Here is a 20,415-nt window from a genome sequence, read left to right on the forward strand (position 1 = left end):
GGGTGCGAGGGGTGACAGGGTAAGGGGGGACAAAGCACGGACTGCCAAACAGGAATAAGAATATGAATTCTTATTTCTTTTACGCGTTTAGAACTTCCTCTATAACGTTTCGAACTGTACAGCAGCCAACACCGGCCAACTGTTTGCAGCGCAACACCCGATCAACACCCCGCTGCTCTGGCAACACGGCCGTTGTCGCAGAAATCTCGGCAACCCGTTGATTCAAAAGGAATCGAAACTTCGGCACGACGATTGCTCAAGCAAAGTCCCCCGCTCACCCGAACAGGAGACTCGCCATGAGCACCCCCTTGAACGTCGTTGCCCTCTCCGGTGGTACTTCCCGCCCTTCGCGCACCCTGGCACTGACCGAAGCCATCCTCGCCGAGCTTGGCCAGCATCTGCACATCCGGCCGCACCTCATCGAGCTGGGCGATATTGCCCGCCCACTGGGTGCTGCACTGTGGCGTAGCGAACTGCCCGACACCGTCGAGCAGCAACTGCAGCACATCGAACAGGCCGACCTGCTGGTGGTGACCACTCCGGTCTACCGGGGCAGCTTCCCGGGGCACTTCAAGCACCTGTTCGACCTGATCGGCCAGGACGCCCTGGTGGACACCCCGGTATTGCTGGCAGCCACCGGCGGCAGCGAGCGCCATGCGCTGGTGCTGGATCATCAGTTGCGCCCGCTGTTCAGTTTCCTGCAGGCACTGACCCTGCCCATCGGCGTCTATGCCAGCCAGGCCGAGCTGCAGGACTATCGCGTTTCCAGTGATGCCCTGGCTGCGCGCATCGGTCTGGCCGCCGAACGTGCCGTACCGCTGTTCGCCCCTCACCATCAGCTGCGCAAGAGTGCCTGAGTGACCACCATGAATGCACCCGTGACACCCTCCACGCGCCCGGCACTGGCCATTGCCCACGACCTGGCCGCCCAATTCGCCCTCACCGCTGTCGAACGCGACGAACGCGGCGGCACCCCCAAGGCCGAGCGTGATGCCCTGCGCGACAGCGGCCTGCTGTCACTGGCCATCCCCACGGCCTTCGGTGGCCAAGGGGCGACCTGGCGTGAAACCTTCGACGTGGTGCGTGAGTTCGCCCGGGTCGACAGCTCCATTGCCCACGTGTTCGGTTTCCACCACCTGATGCTGGCCACCGTGCGCCTGTTCTCACGCCCTGACCAATGGCAACCCTGGTTCGAACAGACTGCGCGCAAGCATTGGTTCTGGGGCAATGCCCTCAACCCGCTGGACACGCGCACCCAGGTCAAGCACTTCGAGGGGTGGTGCGAGTTTTCCGGCAAGAAGAGCTTCTGCTCCGGCGCCAGCGACTCGGAAATGCTCATCGCCTCGGCGGTGGACGAGCGCGCCGGCGGCAAATTGCTGATCGCCGCAATCCCCAGTGGTCGTACCGGCATCAGCCTGCACGGTGACTGGGACAACATCGGTCAACGCCAGACCGACAGCGGCAGCGCCACCTTCGAACGGGTGCGGGTCGAGCACAACGAACTGCTGCTCGATCCCGGCCCGCTGAGCACGCCGTTCGCCGCCTTGCGTCCGCTGATCGCGCAACTGCATTTCGCCAACCTGTTCCTGGGTATCGCCGAAGGCGCCTTCGACGAAGCGCGCCAGTACACGCTGAAGGAAAGTCGCCCCTGGTTCCGCTCCAGCGCCAGTGAGAGCCGCGAAGACCCCTATGTGCTGCGCCACTATGGTGAGTTCTGGGTCGGTCTGGAAAGCGTGCGCCTGCTGATCCGCCGCGCCTGCGACCAGCTCGATGCGGCCTGGGCCCTTGAGCACAACCTGAGCGCCGAGGCGCGTGGCGACCTGGCCCTGGCCATCGGCACCGCCAAGGTTGCCGCAACGCGCCATGGGCTGGACATCTGCAACCGTCTGTTCGAAGTCACCGGCGCCCGCGCCACCCATGCCTCACTGCGCTTCGACCGGCACTGGCGCAACCTCAGGACCCAGACCCTGCACGACCCGGTGGACTATCGCATCCATGAACTGGGCGAGTGGGCGCTGAACGACAAACGCCCTGCCCCGTCCTTCTATTCCTAAAGGCACGTCCATGCAATTGCTGACCCTCCCCCCTTCACCGTCATTGGCTACCTCGATCAGGGCGACCGCACAGGTCTTCGAAGACCCCAGGTCGCAGGCGCTGCTCGCCCACCTGCAACAGGTCGCTCCCAGCGAGGCCAGCGTCCTGATCATTGGCGAGACCGGCACGGGCAAGGAGTTGGTCGCACGCCACATCCACAACCTCAGTGCCCGCCGCGACGGCCCGTTCGTTGCGGTCAACTGCGGCGCGTTTTCCGAGTCGCTGGTCGAGGCCGAACTGTTCGGCCATGAGAAAGGCGCCTTCACCGGCGCCCTTGCGTCCAAGGCCGGCTGGTTCGAGGAGGCGAACGGCGGCACGTTGTTCCTCGATGAAATCGGCGACCTGCCGCTGCCCATCCAGGTCAAGCTGCTGCGTGTGCTGCAGGAACGCGAAGTGGTGCGCCTGGGGTCACGCAAGAGCATCCCGATCAATGTGCGCGTGCTGGCCGCCACCAACGTGCAACTTGAAAAGGCCATCAACGCCGGGCACTTTCGCGAAGACCTGTACTACCGCCTGAACGTCGTCACCCTCTCGCTGCACCCGCTGCGCGAGCGGCCGGGCGATATCCTGCCGCTGGCGCGCCACTTCATCCGCAGCTACAGCGAGCGCCTGGGCTACGGCCCGGTGGAACTGGCAGCCGATGCCCAGGCCAAGCTGGTGGCCTACAGCTGGCCGGGCAACATCCGCGAGCTGGAGAACGTGATTCACCACAGTCTGCTGACCTGCGGCGACGGCTTGATCCATGCCCGCGACTTGCGCCTGTCAAACCTGCGCCTGGAACGTCAGGACGATCTGCCTTCGCCGGCCTCTGCCAGCAAGGACGGCGGCATCGATGAACTGCTGCAGCAGGCGTTCAGCCGGCTGTACGAGGAGCAGCCGGGAGATCTGTACGAGAAGGTGGAGAATGCCTTGCTGCGCTCGGCCTATCACTTCTGCCATTACAACCAGGTGCATACCGCGCAGTTGCTGGGGCTGTCGCGCAACGTCACGCGCACGCGGCTGATCGCCATCGGCGAGCTGGTGGTGAACAAGCGCCGCGCACCGGAGCAGCCGTTGGACAACCGGATGGTGCGGCTGTCGATCTGAACGCGTCATGGCCTGTGCCACCCACCCAGGCGCGCTTTTCGCGGGTAAAGCCGCTGCTGCACGTAAATCTCGCCCCATGCCATTCGTCCACCTGATACCCGAACCCTGCCCGGCGGCTCCTTTGCCCGCCAGGCGGTTGCGATCAGCCCTGCAACGAGATGGCAATGACCAAGACCCGTTCCCGCAAAGCCCTGTATATAGGCCTGCCTCTGGCCCTGGTGGCCGCCCTGGGCAGTGCCGCTGGCTATTTCTACTGGCAACGCCAGGATGCCGGCTACCCGCACAAGATCGTCGAACAGGCCAACGCCCTGCATGAGCACATGCTCTCGTTCGACAGTCACATCACGGTGCCGCTGGACCTGGGCAGCACCGGCAACGAGATCGACAAGGACGGCCCTGGGCAGTTCGACCTGGTCAAGGCCAACCGCGGTCGTCTTTCCGGTGCGGCCCTGACCATCTTCGGCTGGCCGGAAATCTGGAACGGCCCCAACGCACCGCACCGCCCTACCCCGGGCTTCGTCGACGAGGCGCGCCAGCAGCAGGAAGTGCGCTACAAGATCATCAGCGGCATGGTCCGCGACTTCCCCAACCAGGTCGGTATCGCCTATACCCCCGACGACTTCCGGCGCCTGAACGGCGAAGGCAAGTTCGCCATCTTCATCAGCATGCTCAACGCTTACCCGCTGGGCCACGACCTGTCGCAGCTCGACCTGTGGGCAGCACGCGGCATGCGCATGTTCGGCTTCAGCTACACCGGCAACAACGACTGGGCCGACTCCTCGCGCCCGCTGCCGTTCTTCAACGACACCGCCGACGCTCTGGGCGGCCTGTCGCCCTTGGGTGAACAGGCGGTCAAGCGCCTCAACGACCTGGGCGTGATCATCGATGTCTCGCAGATGTCGACCCTGGCCCTGGAAGACGTCGTGCGCCTGAGCCGCGCGCCGATCGTGGCCTCGCATTCGGCGCCGCGGGCGCTGGTGGACATTCCGCGCAACCTCTCCGACAAGGAAATGCAGCTGATCAAGGACAGCGGCGGCGTGATCCAGGTGGTGGGCTTCGGCCAATACCTCAAGCCCCTGGGCAAGCCGGTGCTGGAAAAACTCGAGGCGCTGCGTGCGCGCTTCGACCTGCAACCCCTGCAGGGCCTGGCCAATGCCCTGATGCCGGGCGATGCGGTGATCGCCATCTGGCCTGAATCACGTTTCGGCGAGTACGCCAGCAGCCTGTACGGAATTCTTGAAGAAGAACCCAAGGCGACCCTCAAGCAGTACGCGAACGCCATCGACTACACGGTGAAGAAGGTGGGTATCGACCACGTCGGCCTCAGCTCGGACTTCAACGACGGCGGCGGCCTCGATGGCTGGAAGGATGTCAGCGAGATCCGCAACGTCACCGCCGAGCTGCTCAGCCGTGGCTACAGCGAAACCGATATCGCCAAGCTCTGGGCCGGCAACTTCCTGCGGGTCTGGGACCAGGTGCAAAAAGCCGGTCAACCTGTCGCTTCCACCCAACACTGATCAAGGCCTGCCCGCATGAGCAACCGTCGTACCTTTCTCAAGCAGGCCGGCCTGGTCGCCGCGAGCCTGCCGCTGCTGCCTGGCGCCCTGGCTGCAACCTCGTCGCCAGCAACGCTCACCGGCACGGACAAATGGCGCAACCTGCGCACGCTGTTCCCGCTGGACCCGGACATCGCCCACTTCGCCAACTTCCTGGTCACCGCCCACCCGCGGCCGGTGCAGGAAGCGATCGACCGCCACCGCGCCGACCTCGACCGCAACCCCGCCGCCCTGATGGACTGGGAAAGCCAGTACGAATGGCAGCGCGAGGACGAAGTGCGTGACTGGGCCGCACGCTACCTGGAGGTCGGTCCGCGGCAGATCGCACTGACCGGCAGCACCACCGAAGGCCTGGCCATGATCTATGGCGGCCTGCAGGTCGGCGCGAAGCAGGAGATCCTGACCACCGAGCACGAGCATTACTCCACCCACAAGACCCTGGCCTTCCGCACCCAGCGCGAGGGTACGCAGGTGCGCAAGATCCGCCTGTTCGACAACCCCTGGGACGTGTCCACCGATCAGGTGCTGACCACCGTGGAGCGCAATATCCGCCCCGAGACCCGCGTGCTGGGCATGACCTGGGTGCACTCGAGCAGCGGCGTCAAGCTGCCGGTCGGCGAGATCGGCGAACTGGTGCGCCGCCACAACCGCGACCGCAGTGAAGCCGAGCGCATCCTCTATGTGGTCGACGGCGTGCACGGCTTCGGCGTGGAGAACCAGCGCTTCGCCGACTTCAACTGCGACTACTTCATCGCCGGCACCCACAAGTGGATGTTCGGCCCGCGCGGCACCGGCATCATCTGCGCCGCCTCGACCGGCATGGATCACCTCACGCCCAGCGTAGCGACCTTCTCCCGCGATGAAGACTTCGCCACCATCATGACCCCCGGCGGCTACCACGCCTTCGAATACCGCTGGTCACTGGGCGAGGCGTTCAAGCTGCACCTGCAACTGGGCAAGGCCGATGTGCAGGCGCGCATCCACCAGCTCAATGCCCTGCTCAAGGAGCGCCTGCTCGAAGACCGCCGCATCGAACTGGTGACGCCGCGCAGCGCGCAGTTCTCGGCAGGCTTCACCTTCTTCCGCGTGCCCGGCAAGGACCCGGATGCCTTCGCCGCGAAGCTGATCGCGGGCAAGGTCATGTGCGATGCCGTGGAGCGCGACGTTGGCCCCGTCATCCGCCTGGCGCCAGGTTTGCTCAACGACGAACAGCAGATCGACCGGGTCATGCACCTGATTACCCAGCAACTTTGAACAAGGCATCTCCCATGAGCACACCTCTGCACCGCCTCACCCTGGCCGCCGTGCTGGCCGCCTGCAGCCTGCCGGCCCTGGCCGCGCAGCCGTCGGACAAGCCCGGCACAGTGTTTCGCGACTGCGCCAGGACCTGCCCGGAAATGGTCGTGCTGCCCGCCGGCACCTTCACCATGGGCACCCCGCCCGACGAGATGGGCCGCCAGGACGACGAAGGTCCGCAGCACCCTGTGACCTTCGCCAAGCCATTCGCCATCAGCCGCTTCCAGATCACCGCCGGTGAATGGGCCGACTACCAGAAGGCCACCGGCGTCGTCATCGCCGACGGCGACGACCGCCCCGGACGGCGCTGCACCAATAGCAAGCCCAGCTACCCGCAAGGCCCTCGCCAGCCGGCGGTGTGCATGAGCTACGGCGACATCGAGCACTATGTGGCCTGGCTGTCGAAGAAGACCGGCAAGCACTACGCCATGGTCAGCGAAGCCCAGCGCGAATACGCCGCACGCGGCGGCAGCACCGGCATGTTCCCGTTCGAGCCGGACGCCACCCTCGAGATCAGCAAGAACGCCAACGTCTACGGCCCCAAGGATGGCTACAGCTTCAGCTCGCCGGTCGGCAGCTTCCCGGCCAACGCCTTCGGCGTCTACGACATGCACGGCAATGTCTACGAATGGGTCGCCGACTGCTACCACGACAGCTATGTCGGCGCCCCCGCCGACGGCAGCGCGCGCACCGAGGCGGGCTGCACGCAGATCTCCATCCGTGGCAACGACTGGGGTGAAGCGCCGATCTTCTCGCGTTCGGGCAACCGCAACACCACGGTTCGCGACGACCGTGGCGACTGGCTCGGTTTTCGGGTAGTCCGCGAGCTCTGAGGCGCTACGCGGCGGTAAATTCTCCCACCCTCGGCTCGTTCCTATCGGTGTACTTGCGCAGGACTCGGGGCGCCCCACGCGGCGCCCCCACTCGACCATCCAAGGAACCGCAACCATGAGCCAGACCTCTTCGCCCGACAAAATCCACGACCTCATCGGCGTCGGCTTCGGCCCTTCCAACCTGGCACTGGCCATTGCCCTGGAAGAGCTCGCCGAAACCAACGGCCACGCCCTCGACGCGCTGTTCATCGACAAGCAGAGCGACTACCGCTGGCACGGCAATACCCTGGCTACCCAGAGCGAGCTGCAGATCTCCTTCCTCAAGGACCTGGTCTCGCTGCGCAACCCCACCAGCCCCTACAGCTTCGTCAATTACCTGCACCAGAAGCAGCGCCTGGCCGACTTCATCAACCTGGGCACCTTCTACCCTTGCCGCCTGGAGTACAACGACTACCTGCGCTGGGCCGCCGAACACTTCGCCACCCAGGCGGTGTATGGCGAGGAAGTGCTGCGCATCGAACCGGAACTGCGTGATGGCCGGGTCGATCACCTGCGCCTGGTCTCGCGTGACCAGCACGGCCAGGAGCACCAGCGCCGGGCCCGCTCGGTGGTGGTCGGCAGCGGCGGCACGCCCAAGGTTCCCGATGCTTTCCGCCCGTTCAAGAACGACCCGCGCGTGTTCCACCACTCCCAATACCTGAGCGCCCTGCAGCAGCTGCCGTGCAACAGCGGCAAGCCCATGCGCATCGCCGTGATCGGCTCGGGCCAAAGCGCCGCAGAGGCATTCATCGACCTCAACGACAGCTACCCGTCGGTCAAGGTCGACATGATCCTGCGCGCCTCGGCACTCAAGCCTGCCGACGACAGCCCGTTCGTCAATGAAATCTTCGCCCCCGAGTACACCGACCTGGTGTTCAACCAGCCGCACGCCGAACGCGAGAAACTGATCGGCGAGTACCACAACACCAACTACTCGGTGGTCGACGTCGACCTGCTCGAACGCATCTACGGCATCCTGTACCGCCAGAAGGTCGCCCATCAGTATCGCCATGCCGTGCTGTGCCGGCGCACCATCGAAACGGTGGTCGACACCGCCGAAGGTATCGAGCTGACCCTGCGCGACCTGGCCACCGACGTTCGCCAGACCCACCGCTACGACGCGGTCATCCTCGCCACTGGCTACGAGCGTCGCTCCCACCGCGACCTGCTGGCTCCGCTGCAGCAGCACCTGAAAGACTTCGAGGTCGACCGCGACTACCGCGCCCTGGCCAGCCCCGAGTTCGGCGCCAGCGTCTACCTGCAAGGCTTCTGCGAAGCCTCGCACGGGCTCAGCGACACCCTGCTGTCGGTGCTGCCGGCACGTGCCGCAGAAATCGGTCAGTCGCTTTACCAGCACCTGGGCAAGCACGCCAGCAACGCCCCGGCCGCGCTGCGTATGACCAGCGCCTGAAGACAGGAACCTTCCGATGAGCAAACAACCCCGTGGGGCCGTGCGTGAGCTGCTGACGCTGCTGCGGCCCTTCTGGCCGGTGGTCGCCCTGTCGATTGCCCTGGGCATGGTCGGTGGCCTGAGCGTCACCGCCCTGTTGGCCACCATCAACACCGGGCTGCACACCGAAGGCGGGCTGAGCCAGGGGCTGGTGCTGGGCTTCGTCGGGCTGTGCGCCCTGGCGTTGGTCAGCAGCATCCTCTCCGACATCGGCACCAACCAGGTGGGCCAGCACATCATCGCCAAGCTGCGCAAGGAGCTGGGCGAGAAGGTGCTGGCGGCACCGATCGAACAGATCGAGCGCTTTCGCAGCCACCGCCTGATCCCGGTCCTGACCCATGACGTGGACACCATCAGCGACTTCGCTTTCGCCTTCGCGCCACTGGCGATTTCGCTGACCGTCACCCTGGGCTGCCTGGGCTACCTGGCAATGCTGTCCTGGCCGATGTTCCTGATGATGCTGGCTGCGCTGGCCATTGGCATCGCCATCCAGTCGGTGGCGCAGTCCCGCGGTATTCGTGGGTTCATGGCGGCGCGCGATGCCGAAGACCAGTTGCAGAAGCACTACAGTGCAATTGCCGCCGGTGCCAAGGAGCTGCGTATCCACCGCCCGCGCCGCCAGCGCATGTTCCAGCATGGCATCAGCGACACGGCCGAACGGATCCGCGATCTGCAGACACGCTCGATCAACACCTTCGTGGTCGCCAAGAGCCTGGGCTCGATGCTGTTCTTCGTGGTCATCGGCCTGGCCCTGGTGCTGCAATCGCTCTGGCCCAGTGCCGATGCCAGCGTCATGAGCGGTTTCGTGCTGGTGCTGCTGTACATGAAAGGGCCGCTGGAACACCTGATCAGCACCCTGCCGATCATTGGCCGGGCGCGCATTGCCTTCCAGCGCATTGCCGAGCTGTCGGAGCGATTCGCCACCCCGGAGCCTCACCTGTTGCTGGCCGACTCCGGTCAAGCCGCACCACAGGTGCACAGCCTGGAACTGAGCGATGTCGGCTTTGCCTTCCCGCCGGTCGGCGATGCCCGCCCCTTCACCCTCGGGCCGGTCAACCTGAAGATTGCCCAGGGCGACATCGTGTTCATCGTCGGCGAGAACGGCTGCGGCAAGACTACTCTGATCAAGCTGCTGCTGGGGCTCTATGCCCCCCAGCAGGGCCAGATCAAGGTCAATGGCAAGGCCGTGGATGCCGAATCGCGCGACGATTACCGCCAGCTGTTCACCACGGTCTTCGCCGACTACTACCTGTTCGACGACCTGGTTCAGGGCGACCAGGCGATTCCCGAGGATGCCAACCAGTACCTGGAGCGCCTGGAAATCGCCCACAAGGTCAAGGTCAGCGATGGCCAGTTCAGCACCACCGACCTGTCCACCGGGCAACGCAAGCGCCTGGCGCTGGTCAATGCCTGGATCGAACAACGCCCGGTGCTGGTCTTCGATGAATGGGCCGCCGACCAGGATCCGACCTTCCGTCGCATCTTCTATACCGAGCTGCTCCCGGACCTCAAGCGCCTGGGCAAGACCATCATCGTGATCTCCCACGATGACCGCTACTTCGACATGGCCGACCAGCTCGTGAGGCTGGAAGCCGGCAAAGTCGTCGAGGAGCTGACACCCGCCTGAAAAAAACAGAACCGGATTTTTCCGGTTCTGCTGTGTGTGTGCGTCTCACTAGATGTAATGCAAATCATTATCTACAACACCATCATAGAGTCTGCCAATGCACGTCTTCCCTAACCTTCGCCCGTTGTCAAAGGCCATGCTTGTCCGGCGCCTCATGGCGTCCGGCTTGCCCGCCACCGCTGTCGGCATGATGCTGGCAGCGCCGATGGTTGCCCAGGCCCAGCAAGTGGCCTTCAACATTCCCCAGCAGGCGCTTGGTAGCGCGTTGATTGCCTTCGGGCAGCAGAGCCAGTGGCAACTGCTGTACTCTCCCGACCAGATCAGCGGCCTGCGCAGCACCGCGGTCAAGGGTTCGCTGGAGCCCGATGCCGCGTTGCGCCAATTGCTCGGCGGCACGGGCCTTGGCTACAGCGTCAACGGCACCACAGTGACCATCAGCGGCCGTAGGGAAGGCGGCGCGGTGGAACTGGGGGCGACCAACGTCAACGCCGGCGTACTGGGCGAGACCACCGAAGGCACAGGCTCGTACACCACAGGCTCGATGAGCACGGCGACCAAGTTGCCGACGTCGCTGCGCCACACGCCGCAGTCGGTCACGGTGCTGACCCGTCAGCGCATGAACGACCAGAACATGCAGACCCTCGAAGACGTCTCGCTGTACACCCCTGGCCTCACCCTGCGCAAGACCGGCGGTGAACGTCCGACCTTCTATTCGCGCGGCACCTCGGTCGACAACATCATGATCGACGGCCTGCCGGTGGCCTACGATACCGACACCCTCGGCACCTCGATGCTGTCGATGTTCGATCGCGTGGAAGTGGTGCGCGGCGCCTCCGGCCTGATGGTCGGTGCCGGCAACCCCTCGGGGACGTTGAACCTGATCCGCAAGCGACCAACCATCGAGCCGCAGATGTCGATCACCACCAGCGCAGGCTCGTGGAACAACTTTCGTACCGAACTCGACGCCAGCAGCAAGCTCAACGACAGCGGCAGCGTACGGGGTCGCGCCGTCGTCGCGCTGCAGGACAAGGACAGCTTCGTCGACGACTACAGCAACAAACGCCAGTTGATGTACGGCATCACCGAATTCGACCTGACCGAGGACACCACCCTCACCCTGGGCGGCTACTACAACCGCGAGGACAACCCTGGCGCCGATTGGTCCGGGCTGCCGACCTACGCCAACGGCAACTTCCTGCCGATCTCTCGCTCGCACCGCATGAGCCCGTCCTGGACCTACTGGGACAAGAAGAACAAGAGCGTCTTCGCCGAGATCGAGCACCGCTTCGACAATGACTGGAAGCTGCGCCTGAACACCACCTGGCTGCGCGGTGAGATGGACATGCTCGGCACCAGTTTCTATCGCCTCGACCAGGCGGCCGACACCCTGCAGCTCAACGTAGGCCGCTACACCTACGAGCACACCCAGAAGAGCGTCGATGGCTATGTCAGTGGCCCGTTCAGCCTGTTCGGTCGCACCCATGAACTGGTGCTCGGTGGCAGCTACCGCCACGACCGCACCGACGACGGCCCTGGCGGCGGCCCGCTGGGCACCTTCGATTACCCGGTCGATCCGCTGTCGTTCGATTTCGGCTCGGTGCCCAAGCCCGAGATCGACTTCAACTGGTCGCGCAAGGGCAAGGTCGAGCAGTCCAGCACCTACGCCACCGTTCGCTTCAACATCCAGGACGACCTCAAGCTGACCCTCGGCTCGCGTCTGGACTGGTATGAATACGAACAGCAGACCCAGTCCGGCGACTTCTCCTTTGGCGGCAGCTCCAAGGCCACCCGCGAGTTCACGCCCTATGCCGGCGTGGTGTACGACCTGAACGACACCTACTCGGTGTACGCCAGCTGGACACGCATCTTCAAGCCACAGGAAGCCCGCTCGGCCACCGGTTCCATCCTCGACCCGGTCACCGGCAGCAACTATGAGACGGGGATCAAGGGCGAATACTTCGGCGGCGCCTTGAACGTGAGCCTGGCCTACTTCCAGTTGAACCAGGAAAACCTCGCCAAGTACCTGCCACAGTCGTCCTGCCCGGACCTCTCCGATGGCTGCTACGAGGCGGCGGGCGAAGTCGAGACCAAGGGCGTCGAGCTGGAAGTGCAAGGCATGCTCGCCGAAGGCTGGCAGGCGTCGGTCGGCTACACCTATGCCGCCGCCAAGTACACCAAGGAAACCGATACTCAACAGAAGGGCGACCGCTTCGACAGCGACACCCCTTACAACCTGTTCAAGGTCAACACCGTGTACCAGTTGCCGGGTGACCTGAACCAGTGGAGCATCGGTGGTGGCTTCCGCACCCAGAGCCGGGCCTATACCAGCTTCGGTGTGCAACAGGGCGGCTACAGCGTGACCGACCTGATGACCGCCTACCGGATCAACAAGCACTTCACCGTGCAAGGCAACCTGAACAACGTGTTCGACAAGCGTTACTACCAGAACATCAGCAACCCGGCCGGGGCCAACATCTTCGGCGATCCACGCAACTTCACCGTCACCATGAGGTGGACGCTGTAACCTCTGCACCCTCGGGCCTGCCAGTCAGGCCCGATCCATTCTGGCGCGATCGAAACGCCCACCACACGAAGCAATCACCCGCCATTCATGACTCCAGGTCAAAAGACCTTGCCCCACGCCCCTCTTAATCAACCCCGCTGCAACCTTCAAACTGCTCCCCACTCGAATGGTCGATGTGTCCAGGCGCCAGCGCCTCCCGATCGATCCCGAATTCCCCTATAGCAGGAGCAGATCCATGAGCATTCCATCCTTCGGCCTCGGCACCTTCCGCCTCACCGGCCAAGCCGTCATCGACTCGGTCAAGTCCGCGCTGGAGCTGGGCTACCGCGTCATCGACACCGCGCAGATCTACAAGAACGAAGCCGACGTCGGCCAGGCCATCGCCGAAAGCGGTGTACCTCGTGGCGAGCTGTTCATCACCACCAAGATCTGGACCGACAGCTACGCTGCCGACAAGCTGATCCCCAGCCTGCGCGAGAGCCTGGCCAAGCTGCGCACCGATCATGTCGACCTGACCCTGATCCACTGGCCGGCCCCAGGCAACGGTGTCGAGCTGCGCGAGTTCATGGGCGCCTTGGCCGAAGCCAAGAAGCTGGGCCTGACCCGCCAGATCGGTATCTCGAACTTCAACATCGAGCTGACCCGCCAGGCCATCGATGCGGTTGGCAAGGGCGAGATCGCCACCAACCAGATCGAGCTCAGCCCCTACCTGCAGAACCGCAAGCTCACGGCCTTCCTCAAGGAACAGGGGATCACCGTCACGTCCTACATGACCCTGGCCTACGGCAAGGTGCTCAAGGACCCGGTACTGGCCAAGATCGCTGCCAAGCACAAGGCCACTGTTGCCCAGGTCGCCCTGGCATGGGCTCTGCAGCTCGGCTATGCGGTCATCCCCTCCTCCACCAAGCGCGAGAATCTGGCCAGCAACCTGCTTGCCCGTGACCTGCGCCTGGACGAAGAGGACATGGCGCAGATCGCAGACCTGGAGCGTAATGGCCGCGAAGTCAGCCCGGACGGCCTGGCGCCGGCCTGGGACTGATCCCTCGTCGCACTTGGGCGTCGACTGCGGTCGACGCCACACCCGACATTCCTGAAGTCGCCATAACCCGGAGTTTCCGATGAGCGCGCTTTCCCCTAAACGGGTCCTGTTTGCCCTGGCCATCGGCGCCTTCGGCATCGGCACCACCGAATTCGCCCCCATGGGCCTGCTGCCGGTCATTGCCGAAGGTGTCAACGCCAGCATCCCCACTGCCGGCATGCTGGTCACCGCCTACGCCATCGGCGTGATGGTCGGCGCACCGATCATGACCCTGCTGTTCAGCCGCTTCGGCAAGCGTGCTGCACTGATGATGCTGATGAGCATCTTCACCGTCGGCAATCTGCTGTCGGCGCTGTCGCCGGACTATTACACCCTGCTGGCCTCGCGCCTGATCACCAGCCTCAACCACGGCGCATTCTTCGGCCTGGGCGCGGTAGTCGCGGCCAGCGTGGTACCCAAGGACAAGCAGGCCAGTGCCATTGCCACCATGTTCATGGGCTTGACCATCGCCAATATCGGCGGCGTACCGGCCGCCACCTGGATCGGTCAGCAGATCGGCTGGCGCATGGCCTTCGCCGGCACCGCCGTGCTCGGTCTGATCGCCATCAGTGCCTTGTGGTACGCCCTGCCCAAAGGCGAGCGTGGCAGCGTGCCGCATGTGCGCAAGGAACTGGCGGTGATCGCCCGCCCCAGCGTGCTGCTGGCGATGGCCACCACGGTGCTCGGCGCAGGCGCCATGTTCACGCTGTACACCTATGTTGCCCCGGTGCTTGCGGAATTGACCGGTGCCTCCAATGCGTTCGTCACACTGGGCCTGGTGCTGATCGGTGTCGGTTTCACCCTCGGCAACAGCCTTGGAGGTCGTCTGGCCGATTGGTCGCTGGACGGCGCGGCACGGATCTTCCTCGGTACCCTGGCGGTGATCATGCTGCTGATGCCGTTGGTGCTGGGTAGCCATGTCGGTGCTGCGCTGGCCCTGCTGGTCTGGGGGGTATTCACCTTCGCCGTGGTGCCGCCGCTGCAGATGCGGGTGATGATTGCGGCGGCCGAGGCCCCAGGCCTGGCCTCGTCGATCAATGTAGGTGCATTCAACCTGGGCAATGCGGTCGGTGCCGCACTGGGCGGCGCGGTGATCAGCCTGGACCTGGGCTACGCCGCGGTGCCGATGGCCGGCGGTTTGCTGGCGGCGGCCGCGCTGCTGCTGGTGTGGCTGGGGGGACGCAACAAGGTGGCGAACAGCACCATCAGCGAAGCGCTGTAAGCACCGTACAGGGCTCTTCGAGAGGGACTACAGGTAATGGGAAACGCTGAACCGCGTCTTCTGCCAGTATCGAATGGCCCCTCTTCAGGACCTTCGCCATGCCACCTGCTGATGTTTTCCTGCGCGGCCAGCGCTATGATGCTCCTCATGCACACAGCCCCTTCGTGGCTGACCGGAGGTACATCACGATGACCGCAAAAGCCAGGAAAGTCTCCGAACCTGAGCTCGACGCTCTTGAGCAGACCGTGCCCGAGCATGCCCGTGAGGCGACACTCAGCGCCTATCAGCGCGCCCTGCAGATGAGCCAGCAGGGGGTGCTGACCACTGACGACGGCGAACTGGTCAGGGTCAACGCGGATGGCGCCCGGACCGTCCTGGCCAAGGCCGGCCCACGGCGCAGGGTCAAGCTCGGCGAGGTTGTCACCGTTCGCAAGGTCGACGACAGCAGCGCCGGTGAGCGTGCCTAGGCTGCGGGTCTTTGCCGGTCCGAACGGCTCCGGCAAGAGCACCATCAAGGCCAGCCTGCCCGCCGCACTGACCCGCCTCTTCGTCAATGCCGACGAGCTGGAAACCCAGGCCAAGGCCAGCGGCTTCATCGACCTCTCCCTCTTCGGCATCCAGGCCACGCTGCCTGACGTGCTGGCGTTCCACCTAGAGCATCCCTTGATCATCAGCAAGCGACTTGCCGAGCAGGTCGGGCGACTGGGGCTCGAGGAGCAGCGGATCGACTACCGTGCGGTACGCATGGATGCCTACTTCGCCTCGGTCATCGCCGACTTCATCCGCCAGCGCCTGCTCGAAGCCCGGGCCAGCTTCACCTTCGAAACCGTCATGTCCCATGGCAGCAAGATCGAGTTCATGCGCCAGGCACAAGCCAGTGGCTACCGCACCTACCTCTACTTCGTCTCGACGGAGAACCCGGAAATCAACATCGACCGGGTGGCCATCCGTGTCCGCCAGGGCGGGCATCCGGTCAGGCCGGACCTGGTGCGCAGTCGCTATGGACGTTCGCTCGACCTGTTGCCGGAGGCCATCGCCGCCAGCAACCGGGCCTATGTATTCGACAACTCGCAGCAGAGCGCGCTATGGCTCGCAGAGATCACCGATGGCACGCAGCTGGAGTATCGCACCGAGGAGATCCCGGACTGGTTCTTTGAAGCCTATGTGGACGAAGTCGAACCGTGAGGCTGGCCACGGATTATTCCACCTGCCGCAATTATGAACTGCCGCCTGCACCAATTCCCAGCGAACACGCTTGAGCCTACGCTTCATCCATCAGGCCACTTCTTCCGGGCCTGCACATGAGGAGTCCCGCGATGTCCCGCCCACCATTGCCCCCGTTCACCCGCGAAACCGCTATCGAGAAAGTCCGCCTGGCCGAGGATGGCTGGAACAGCCGCGATGCGGCCAAGGTTGCCCTCGCCTACACCCTCGACACTCGCTGGCGTAACCGGGTCGACTTCGCCAGCAACCGCGACGAGGCACAGGCCTTCCTGACCCGCAAGTGGAATCGTGAGCACGAATACCGCCTGATCAAGGAGCTCTGGGCCTTTACCGAAAACCGCATCGCCGTGCGCTATGCCTATGAGTACCGCGATGACAGCGGCCAGTGGTACCGCGCTTATGGCAACGAGAACTGGGAGTTCGCCGCCGATGGTTTGATGCAGAACCGTCACGCCAGCATCAATGAAATGCCGATCACGGAAGAAGAGCGCCAGTTCCGTTGGCCGCTGGGGCGTCGTCCGGATGACCATCCGGGGCTGAGCAGCTTCGGTTTCTGATCTTGCAGACGCATTCGCCCAGGCCTGTCGTGACAGGCCTGGGCGAAGTGCTTTTACGGTATTCAACCGTACAGGTAGTTGATGTCCTTGAGCGCCAGCGGTGGCACCTGGCCAAGCAGGTAGTCGCGCAGCTTGCTCATCTGCCGAGCCTTGGGGCTGGCCTTGAGCCACGTCATGTAATAGCCATCGCCTGTCGCCACGGCCTGCTTGAAGGGTGTGATCAGGCGGCCTGCGGCCAGGTCGGCACTGGCCAGTGCCAGATCGACCACCGAAATGCCCAGCCCCTGCTGGGCCGCGGAGATCCCTTGGTCAAGGGTGTCGAACACCTGCCCTTGATCGATGCTGATGTCCAGGGCATCGACCCGCGCCAGCCAGCGCCGCCAATCACGGCGGTCAGACGAGGGATGCAGGAATTCACAGTCGCGTAGCACCGACAGGTCTGACTCAGGATCCTTGAGGTAGTCGGGGTGGCAGACCGGAATCAGCCATTCATCGAACAGCTTCAAGCTCTCCACATCGGCAGGGAAATTGCCGCTGCCCAGCAGGATGGCGCAATCGTAGGGCTCGGAATAGAAATCTACCGTGTCGATGTCCATCCACACGCTCGACAGTTGCACGCTGCAACTGTCGTCGATCTTCTTGAAACCGTCCAGTGCCTTGAGCAGCCAGCGCACGGTGAGCGTGGAGGCGGCTTTCAGGCGCAGGCCGTAACGGTCCTGGCGCAACAATGCGCAAGCATTCTCGATGATCTTGAAGCCGACCTTGAGCTCCTGGGCCAGCAACCGACCGTGCTCGGTCAAGCGCAGCTTGGGGCCACGGCGCTCGAACAGGTCGCAACCGAACATGGCTTCGAGGGTCTTGATGTGGTGGCTTACCGCCCCTTGGGTCAGGGCCAGTTCTTCCGCTGCGCGGGTGAAGGAGCCGTAACGAGAAGCCACTTCGAAGGCACGCAAGGCGTGCAGGGCTGGAATCCGTTCTGACATCGTCGCCGTCCAAAGCATGAGTGAAACTAATAGTAGGTCATAGTTCCAGGCGTTTTACAACCTTGGGAGGTTCTTCGAAAATGCCGTTAAATAACAATTACAGCTAACCAACACGCCGCGATAAGGCAGAAAAACCACCTTATAGAAACTTCCTGGGGAAACCATGTTTACGGGTTATGGAAACTGCTATCGCCTGGATGCGCTAGAGCTGGCCGATGAACATGTTCGGAACAGGCAGCATTGGACCTACAAGACCATAGAGCACTTCAAGGAAATCCTCGGCAACCCCGGCTTTCCCTGTCTCTTCGGACGCAAGGCGGTCGCTGCCGCCACCTGCCACATCATTTTCGCCCGCGCCGATGATCCGGCCAATGATATCGCCCGCGGTCTCGCCGACTACGTCAGTACCATCGCGCCGATCCCGCTCAAGCAGCGCATCGGCAACCCGCTGCTGGTGTTTCTGGAAACGACCACCGACGCAACGCTGGCCGAACAGCAGGCCCTGGCCTGGAAGATTCTCCAGCAGGTCCACGCCCGCGACCCTCAGCCTTGGCCACAGGACGTGCCACGCGACCCGCATGACACTCAGTGGTCGTTCTGCTTTGCCGGCATGCCACTGTTCATCAACATGAGCTTTCCCGCCCATCGCCAGATGAAAAGCCGCAACCTGGGCAACAGCATCGCCTTCGTCATCAACCCACGGGAGAGCTTCGACGAAGTGGCCAGTGCAGGCACCGAAAGTGGCCAGCGCATCCGTGCGCGGATACGTGAGCGGGTTGCGCAGTACAACGACGGGGTCATCCCCGACAGCCTGGGGTTCTTCGGCCAGGACGACAACTTCGAATGGAAGCAGTACCAACTTCAGGAGGCCGGCTCGCTCATGCCCTCGCGCTGCCCCTTCCATGCCGCTGCAACGCCTGAAAACCAGATCGAGAACTGAATGTGAATACCGCACTGACTGCTACCTACGCCCTCACCGTCCTGCTGCTGATCGCCACGCCAGGCCCGGTAGTTGCGCTGATCGTCAACACCGCTGCCGCCTCCGGTTCGCGCAAGGCCCTGTTCACCGCCGTGGGCACCAACTGGGCGTCACTGGTGCTGATTGGTGCTGCCGCCTGGATCATCATGACCAGCGCCGCCATCGACAAAGCCTGGCTCAGCGGCATGAGCCTGCTGGGCTGCCTGTTCATCGGCTACATCGCCGTGGGCACGCTGCGCGAAGCACTGCAGCAGCAACCGCCGAAGCACACCGCCGAAACCGTCGAAACGCCGCGCATCGCCGGCCGAGGCGGCCTGCTGCAAGGTTTCATGGTGGGCATTTCCAACCCCAAGGACATCATCTTCTTCATCGCCTTCTTCCCGCAGTTCATCCAGGTCACTGAATCCTTCGAGAAGAGCATGGTGGTGCTGTCGCTGCTGTGGATCGCCATCGACTTCGCGGTGCTGAGCCTCTACATCTTCGCCATCGGCAAGATCGCTTCGCAGCGCAGCAACCGCCTGATCAGCCTGGCCTCTGGCGTCGCCCTGCTGCTGATCGCCGCGGGCGGCCTGCTCTACAACCTCAAGGAGCTGGCCGCCTGAGCCCGCCCGATTCCCAGGAGCGCCCATGACACCGATCGACATCACCCCGGACGTGGGCAGCGCCATTCCCCTGCGAGAAGACTACCAGCGCTTCCTGCTGCTCGGCGGACGCCGCGCGCCGCATACCCTTTACGTGCACGAGCGCGGCTATCGCTCCGACACCATCAATACCGATGCCTTGGGCCTGCGCTACAGCCACTGCGCCGGCAAGCGCTTTTCACTGGCCGAGCGCGGCGGTGCGGCGCGCATCAACCTGCTGGTGGGCGGCTCTACTGCGCTGGGTATCGGCGCCAGCTCCGATGAACACACCGTGGCCTCCTACCTGTCGATGCTCACTGGCGAGATCTGGTTGAACCTGGCCGGCTGCGGCCTTAACGCCACCCAGGAGCTGCTGATGTTCCTCAGCCACCAGCATCGCCTTGGCCAGATCGGCCATGTCGTGGTACTCAGCGGCCTCAACACCTTGGCCCAGGAAGGGCTTGGCGAAATTCTTTCAGGTGACCAGGAACCTGAAGCGGCCCGGCCATACCAGCGTTTTCTCAACAGCTTCAACGAGGGCGTGCAACTGGCCAAACCCGGACGGGCCTCGTTCTGGCAGCGCCTGGGGCAAAGTCTGGCGCCCCGTCGTTCGGCGCCAGCGCCCTGGGCCTGGCCGCTATCAGCACCAGAAAAGCGCCTGCTTCGCGCCGCCGATTGCATCGGCCGTACCCTGTGCCAATGGGAGCGATTACTGGCCGACAGCCACACCTCCCTGACGTTCATCCTGCAGCCACTGCTGCCCTGGTGCCGCGAGCAGTTGCCCGTCGGCGAGCAGGCCATGCTCTCGGCGCTGGACCGTCAGCCGGGCAACTTCGACCGGCTGCTGGAGGGTGTCTACGACAGCGAACTGCACTCAACCTTCTTCCGACGCATCAAGAGTCAGGCGCAGAGCGTACCCTGCTATGACATGAACGGTATGCTCAGCAGCTCACCGGTGTTCAACGAACATCTGTTCATCGATCGGCTGCATTTCAACGACCTGGGCAACAATGCCCTGGCCAAGGTAATCACCGCAAAGCTGGGGTTGGCCCAGGAAAAGTACGCCAACCGCAAGGTCACGCCGTTCAAGCTCGTCTGACAGTCGTCAAAGCCTCTTTCGACAGCACCTCGGGATGGCTAGAATAGCCCTTCACCGCTCCCGGTAGCCCGAGGCAAACGCGAATTCGTCATGAACACCCCTGCTGCCCAAACGCTTCTGGTTCGTCCCACTTGGGCGCCAGCCTGCG

General features: G+C 63.8%; 18 protein-coding genes. 17 read left to right on the top strand and 1 reads right to left on the bottom strand.

Annotated features, from left to right (window positions below; all coding sequences use genetic code 11):
* The first annotated feature begins 296 nt into the window (after window positions 1-296).
* The 14 genes from msuE (at window position 297) to APH44_RS00210 (ending at window position 16,586) form a co-directional block, all read left to right on the top strand.
* Window positions 297-857: an FMN reductase gene (gene msuE / locus APH44_RS00145; protein ID WP_054890659.1), complete on the top strand. Its 561-nt coding sequence runs from the start codon at window positions 297-299 to the stop codon at window positions 855-857.
* 9 nt (window positions 858-866) lie between these two features.
* Window positions 867-2,054 (top strand): acyl-CoA dehydrogenase family protein, encoded by a 1,188-nt coding sequence (locus APH44_RS00150; RefSeq protein ID WP_054890883.1) that lies wholly within the window; start codon window positions 867-869, stop codon window positions 2,052-2,054.
* A gap of 10 nt (window positions 2,055-2,064) precedes the next feature.
* Window positions 2,065-3,180 carry a sigma-54-dependent Fis family transcriptional regulator gene (locus APH44_RS00155; RefSeq protein WP_054890660.1) on the top strand — a complete coding sequence of 372 codons (1,116 nt, stop codon included), beginning with the start codon at window positions 2,065-2,067 and terminating at the stop codon, window positions 3,178-3,180.
* A gap of 164 nt (window positions 3,181-3,344) precedes the next feature.
* Window positions 3,345-4,697: a pyoverdine-tailoring dipeptidase-like protein PvdM gene (gene pvdM, locus APH44_RS00160; protein WP_054890661.1), complete on the top strand. Its 1,353-nt coding sequence runs from the start codon at window positions 3,345-3,347 to the stop codon at window positions 4,695-4,697.
* Between the two features lie 15 nt (window positions 4,698-4,712).
* Window positions 4,713-5,990 (top strand): aminotransferase class V-fold PLP-dependent enzyme, encoded by a 1,278-nt coding sequence (locus tag APH44_RS00165; protein WP_054890662.1) that lies wholly within the window; start codon window positions 4,713-4,715, stop codon window positions 5,988-5,990.
* Between the two features lie 14 nt (window positions 5,991-6,004).
* Window positions 6,005-6,865 carry a formylglycine-generating enzyme family protein gene (locus APH44_RS00170; protein WP_054890663.1) on the top strand — a complete coding sequence of 287 codons (861 nt, stop codon included), beginning with the start codon at window positions 6,005-6,007 and terminating at the stop codon, window positions 6,863-6,865.
* Between the two features lie 115 nt (window positions 6,866-6,980).
* A complete protein-coding gene (locus APH44_RS00175) occupies window positions 6,981-8,315 on the top strand; it encodes a lysine N(6)-hydroxylase/L-ornithine N(5)-oxygenase family protein (protein WP_054890664.1) in 1,335 nt (444 codons plus the stop codon).
* 16 nt (window positions 8,316-8,331) lie between these two features.
* Window positions 8,332-9,981 carry a cyclic peptide export ABC transporter gene (locus tag APH44_RS00180; protein WP_054890665.1) on the top strand — a complete coding sequence of 550 codons (1,650 nt, stop codon included), beginning with the start codon at window positions 8,332-8,334 and terminating at the stop codon, window positions 9,979-9,981.
* Between the two features lie 166 nt (window positions 9,982-10,147).
* Window positions 10,148-12,505, top strand: coding sequence for a TonB-dependent siderophore receptor (locus APH44_RS00185; protein WP_256216623.1), 2,358 nt, complete (start codon window positions 10,148-10,150; stop codon window positions 12,503-12,505).
* Between the two features lie 235 nt (window positions 12,506-12,740).
* Window positions 12,741-13,544: a 2,5-didehydrogluconate reductase DkgB gene (gene dkgB, locus APH44_RS00190; RefSeq protein ID WP_054890666.1), complete on the top strand. Its 804-nt coding sequence runs from the start codon at window positions 12,741-12,743 to the stop codon at window positions 13,542-13,544.
* Between the two features lie 79 nt (window positions 13,545-13,623).
* Window positions 13,624-14,805 carry an MFS transporter gene (locus tag APH44_RS00195; protein ID WP_054890667.1) on the top strand — a complete coding sequence of 394 codons (1,182 nt, stop codon included), beginning with the start codon at window positions 13,624-13,626 and terminating at the stop codon, window positions 14,803-14,805.
* Window positions 14,806-14,993: 188 nt separating this feature from the next.
* Complete coding sequence (locus tag APH44_RS00200) at window positions 14,994-15,272, top strand: hypothetical protein (protein WP_054890885.1); 279 nt, start codon at window positions 14,994-14,996, stop codon at window positions 15,270-15,272.
* The gene (locus APH44_RS00205) at window positions 15,259-15,990 is read left to right on the top strand and encodes a zeta toxin family protein (protein WP_054890668.1); all 732 of its coding nucleotides are present in this window, start codon (window positions 15,259-15,261) and stop codon (window positions 15,988-15,990) included. The genes APH44_RS00200 and APH44_RS00205 overlap by 14 nt, the downstream gene beginning before the upstream one ends.
* A 131-nt stretch (window positions 15,991-16,121) precedes the next feature.
* On the top strand, window positions 16,122-16,586 hold the full coding sequence (locus tag APH44_RS00210; protein ID WP_054890669.1) for a DUF1348 family protein: 465 nt from the start codon (window positions 16,122-16,124) through the stop codon (window positions 16,584-16,586).
* Window positions 16,587-16,648: 62 nt separating this feature from the next.
* Here the strand turns inward: APH44_RS00210 and APH44_RS00215 are convergent, their stop codons facing one another.
* The gene (locus APH44_RS00215) at window positions 16,649-17,569 is read right to left on the bottom strand and encodes a LysR substrate-binding domain-containing protein (protein WP_054890670.1); all 921 of its coding nucleotides are present in this window, start codon (window positions 17,567-17,569) and stop codon (window positions 16,649-16,651) included.
* A gap of 163 nt (window positions 17,570-17,732) precedes the next feature.
* Here APH44_RS00215 and APH44_RS00220 point away from each other — a divergent pair, with 163 nt between their 5' ends.
* The 3 genes from APH44_RS00220 to APH44_RS00230 are packed head-to-tail and all read left to right on the top strand — an operon-like array spanning window position 17,733 to window position 20,267.
* Window positions 17,733-18,509, top strand: coding sequence for a YqcI/YcgG family protein (locus APH44_RS00220; RefSeq protein WP_054890671.1), 777 nt, complete (start codon window positions 17,733-17,735; stop codon window positions 18,507-18,509).
* 2 nt (window positions 18,510-18,511) lie between these two features.
* Complete coding sequence (locus APH44_RS00225) at window positions 18,512-19,150, top strand: LysE family translocator (RefSeq protein WP_054890672.1); 639 nt, start codon at window positions 18,512-18,514, stop codon at window positions 19,148-19,150.
* 25 nt (window positions 19,151-19,175) lie between these two features.
* A complete protein-coding gene (locus APH44_RS00230; protein ID WP_054890673.1) occupies window positions 19,176-20,267 on the top strand; it encodes a hypothetical protein in 1,092 nt (363 codons plus the stop codon).
* Window positions 20,268-20,415 lie beyond the last annotated feature (148 nt).

It is taken from the genome of Pseudomonas sp. NBRC 111143 (genome assembly GCF_001320965.1).
Lineage (GTDB): Bacteria > Pseudomonadota > Gammaproteobacteria > Pseudomonadales > Pseudomonadaceae > Aquipseudomonas > Aquipseudomonas machongensis.

Coding starts and splice junctions, on each gene's coding strand:
- msuE (WP_054890659.1), top strand. CDS start 297: ATGAGCACCCCCTTGAACGTCGTTGCCCTCTCCGGTGGTACTTCCCGC.
- APH44_RS00150 (WP_054890883.1), top strand. CDS start 867: ATGAATGCACCCGTGACACCCTCCACGCGCCCGGCACTGGCCATTGCC.
- APH44_RS00155 (WP_054890660.1), top strand. CDS start 2,065: ATGCAATTGCTGACCCTCCCCCCTTCACCGTCATTGGCTACCTCGATC.
- pvdM (WP_054890661.1), top strand. CDS start 3,345: ATGACCAAGACCCGTTCCCGCAAAGCCCTGTATATAGGCCTGCCTCTG.
- APH44_RS00165 (WP_054890662.1), top strand. CDS start 4,713: ATGAGCAACCGTCGTACCTTTCTCAAGCAGGCCGGCCTGGTCGCCGCG.
- APH44_RS00170 (WP_054890663.1), top strand. CDS start 6,005: ATGAGCACACCTCTGCACCGCCTCACCCTGGCCGCCGTGCTGGCCGCC.
- APH44_RS00175 (WP_054890664.1), top strand. CDS start 6,981: ATGAGCCAGACCTCTTCGCCCGACAAAATCCACGACCTCATCGGCGTC.
- APH44_RS00180 (WP_054890665.1), top strand. CDS start 8,332: ATGAGCAAACAACCCCGTGGGGCCGTGCGTGAGCTGCTGACGCTGCTG.
- dkgB (WP_054890666.1), top strand. CDS start 12,741: ATGAGCATTCCATCCTTCGGCCTCGGCACCTTCCGCCTCACCGGCCAA.
- APH44_RS00195 (WP_054890667.1), top strand. CDS start 13,624: ATGAGCGCGCTTTCCCCTAAACGGGTCCTGTTTGCCCTGGCCATCGGC.
- APH44_RS00200 (WP_054890885.1), top strand. CDS start 14,994: ATGACCGCAAAAGCCAGGAAAGTCTCCGAACCTGAGCTCGACGCTCTT.
- APH44_RS00210 (WP_054890669.1), top strand. CDS start 16,122: ATGTCCCGCCCACCATTGCCCCCGTTCACCCGCGAAACCGCTATCGAG.
- APH44_RS00215 (WP_054890670.1), bottom strand. CDS start 17,569: ATGTCAGAACGGATTCCAGCCCTGCACGCCTTGCGTGCCTTCGAAGTG.
- APH44_RS00220 (WP_054890671.1), top strand. CDS start 17,733: ATGTTTACGGGTTATGGAAACTGCTATCGCCTGGATGCGCTAGAGCTG.
- APH44_RS00230 (WP_054890673.1), top strand. CDS start 19,176: ATGACACCGATCGACATCACCCCGGACGTGGGCAGCGCCATTCCCCTG.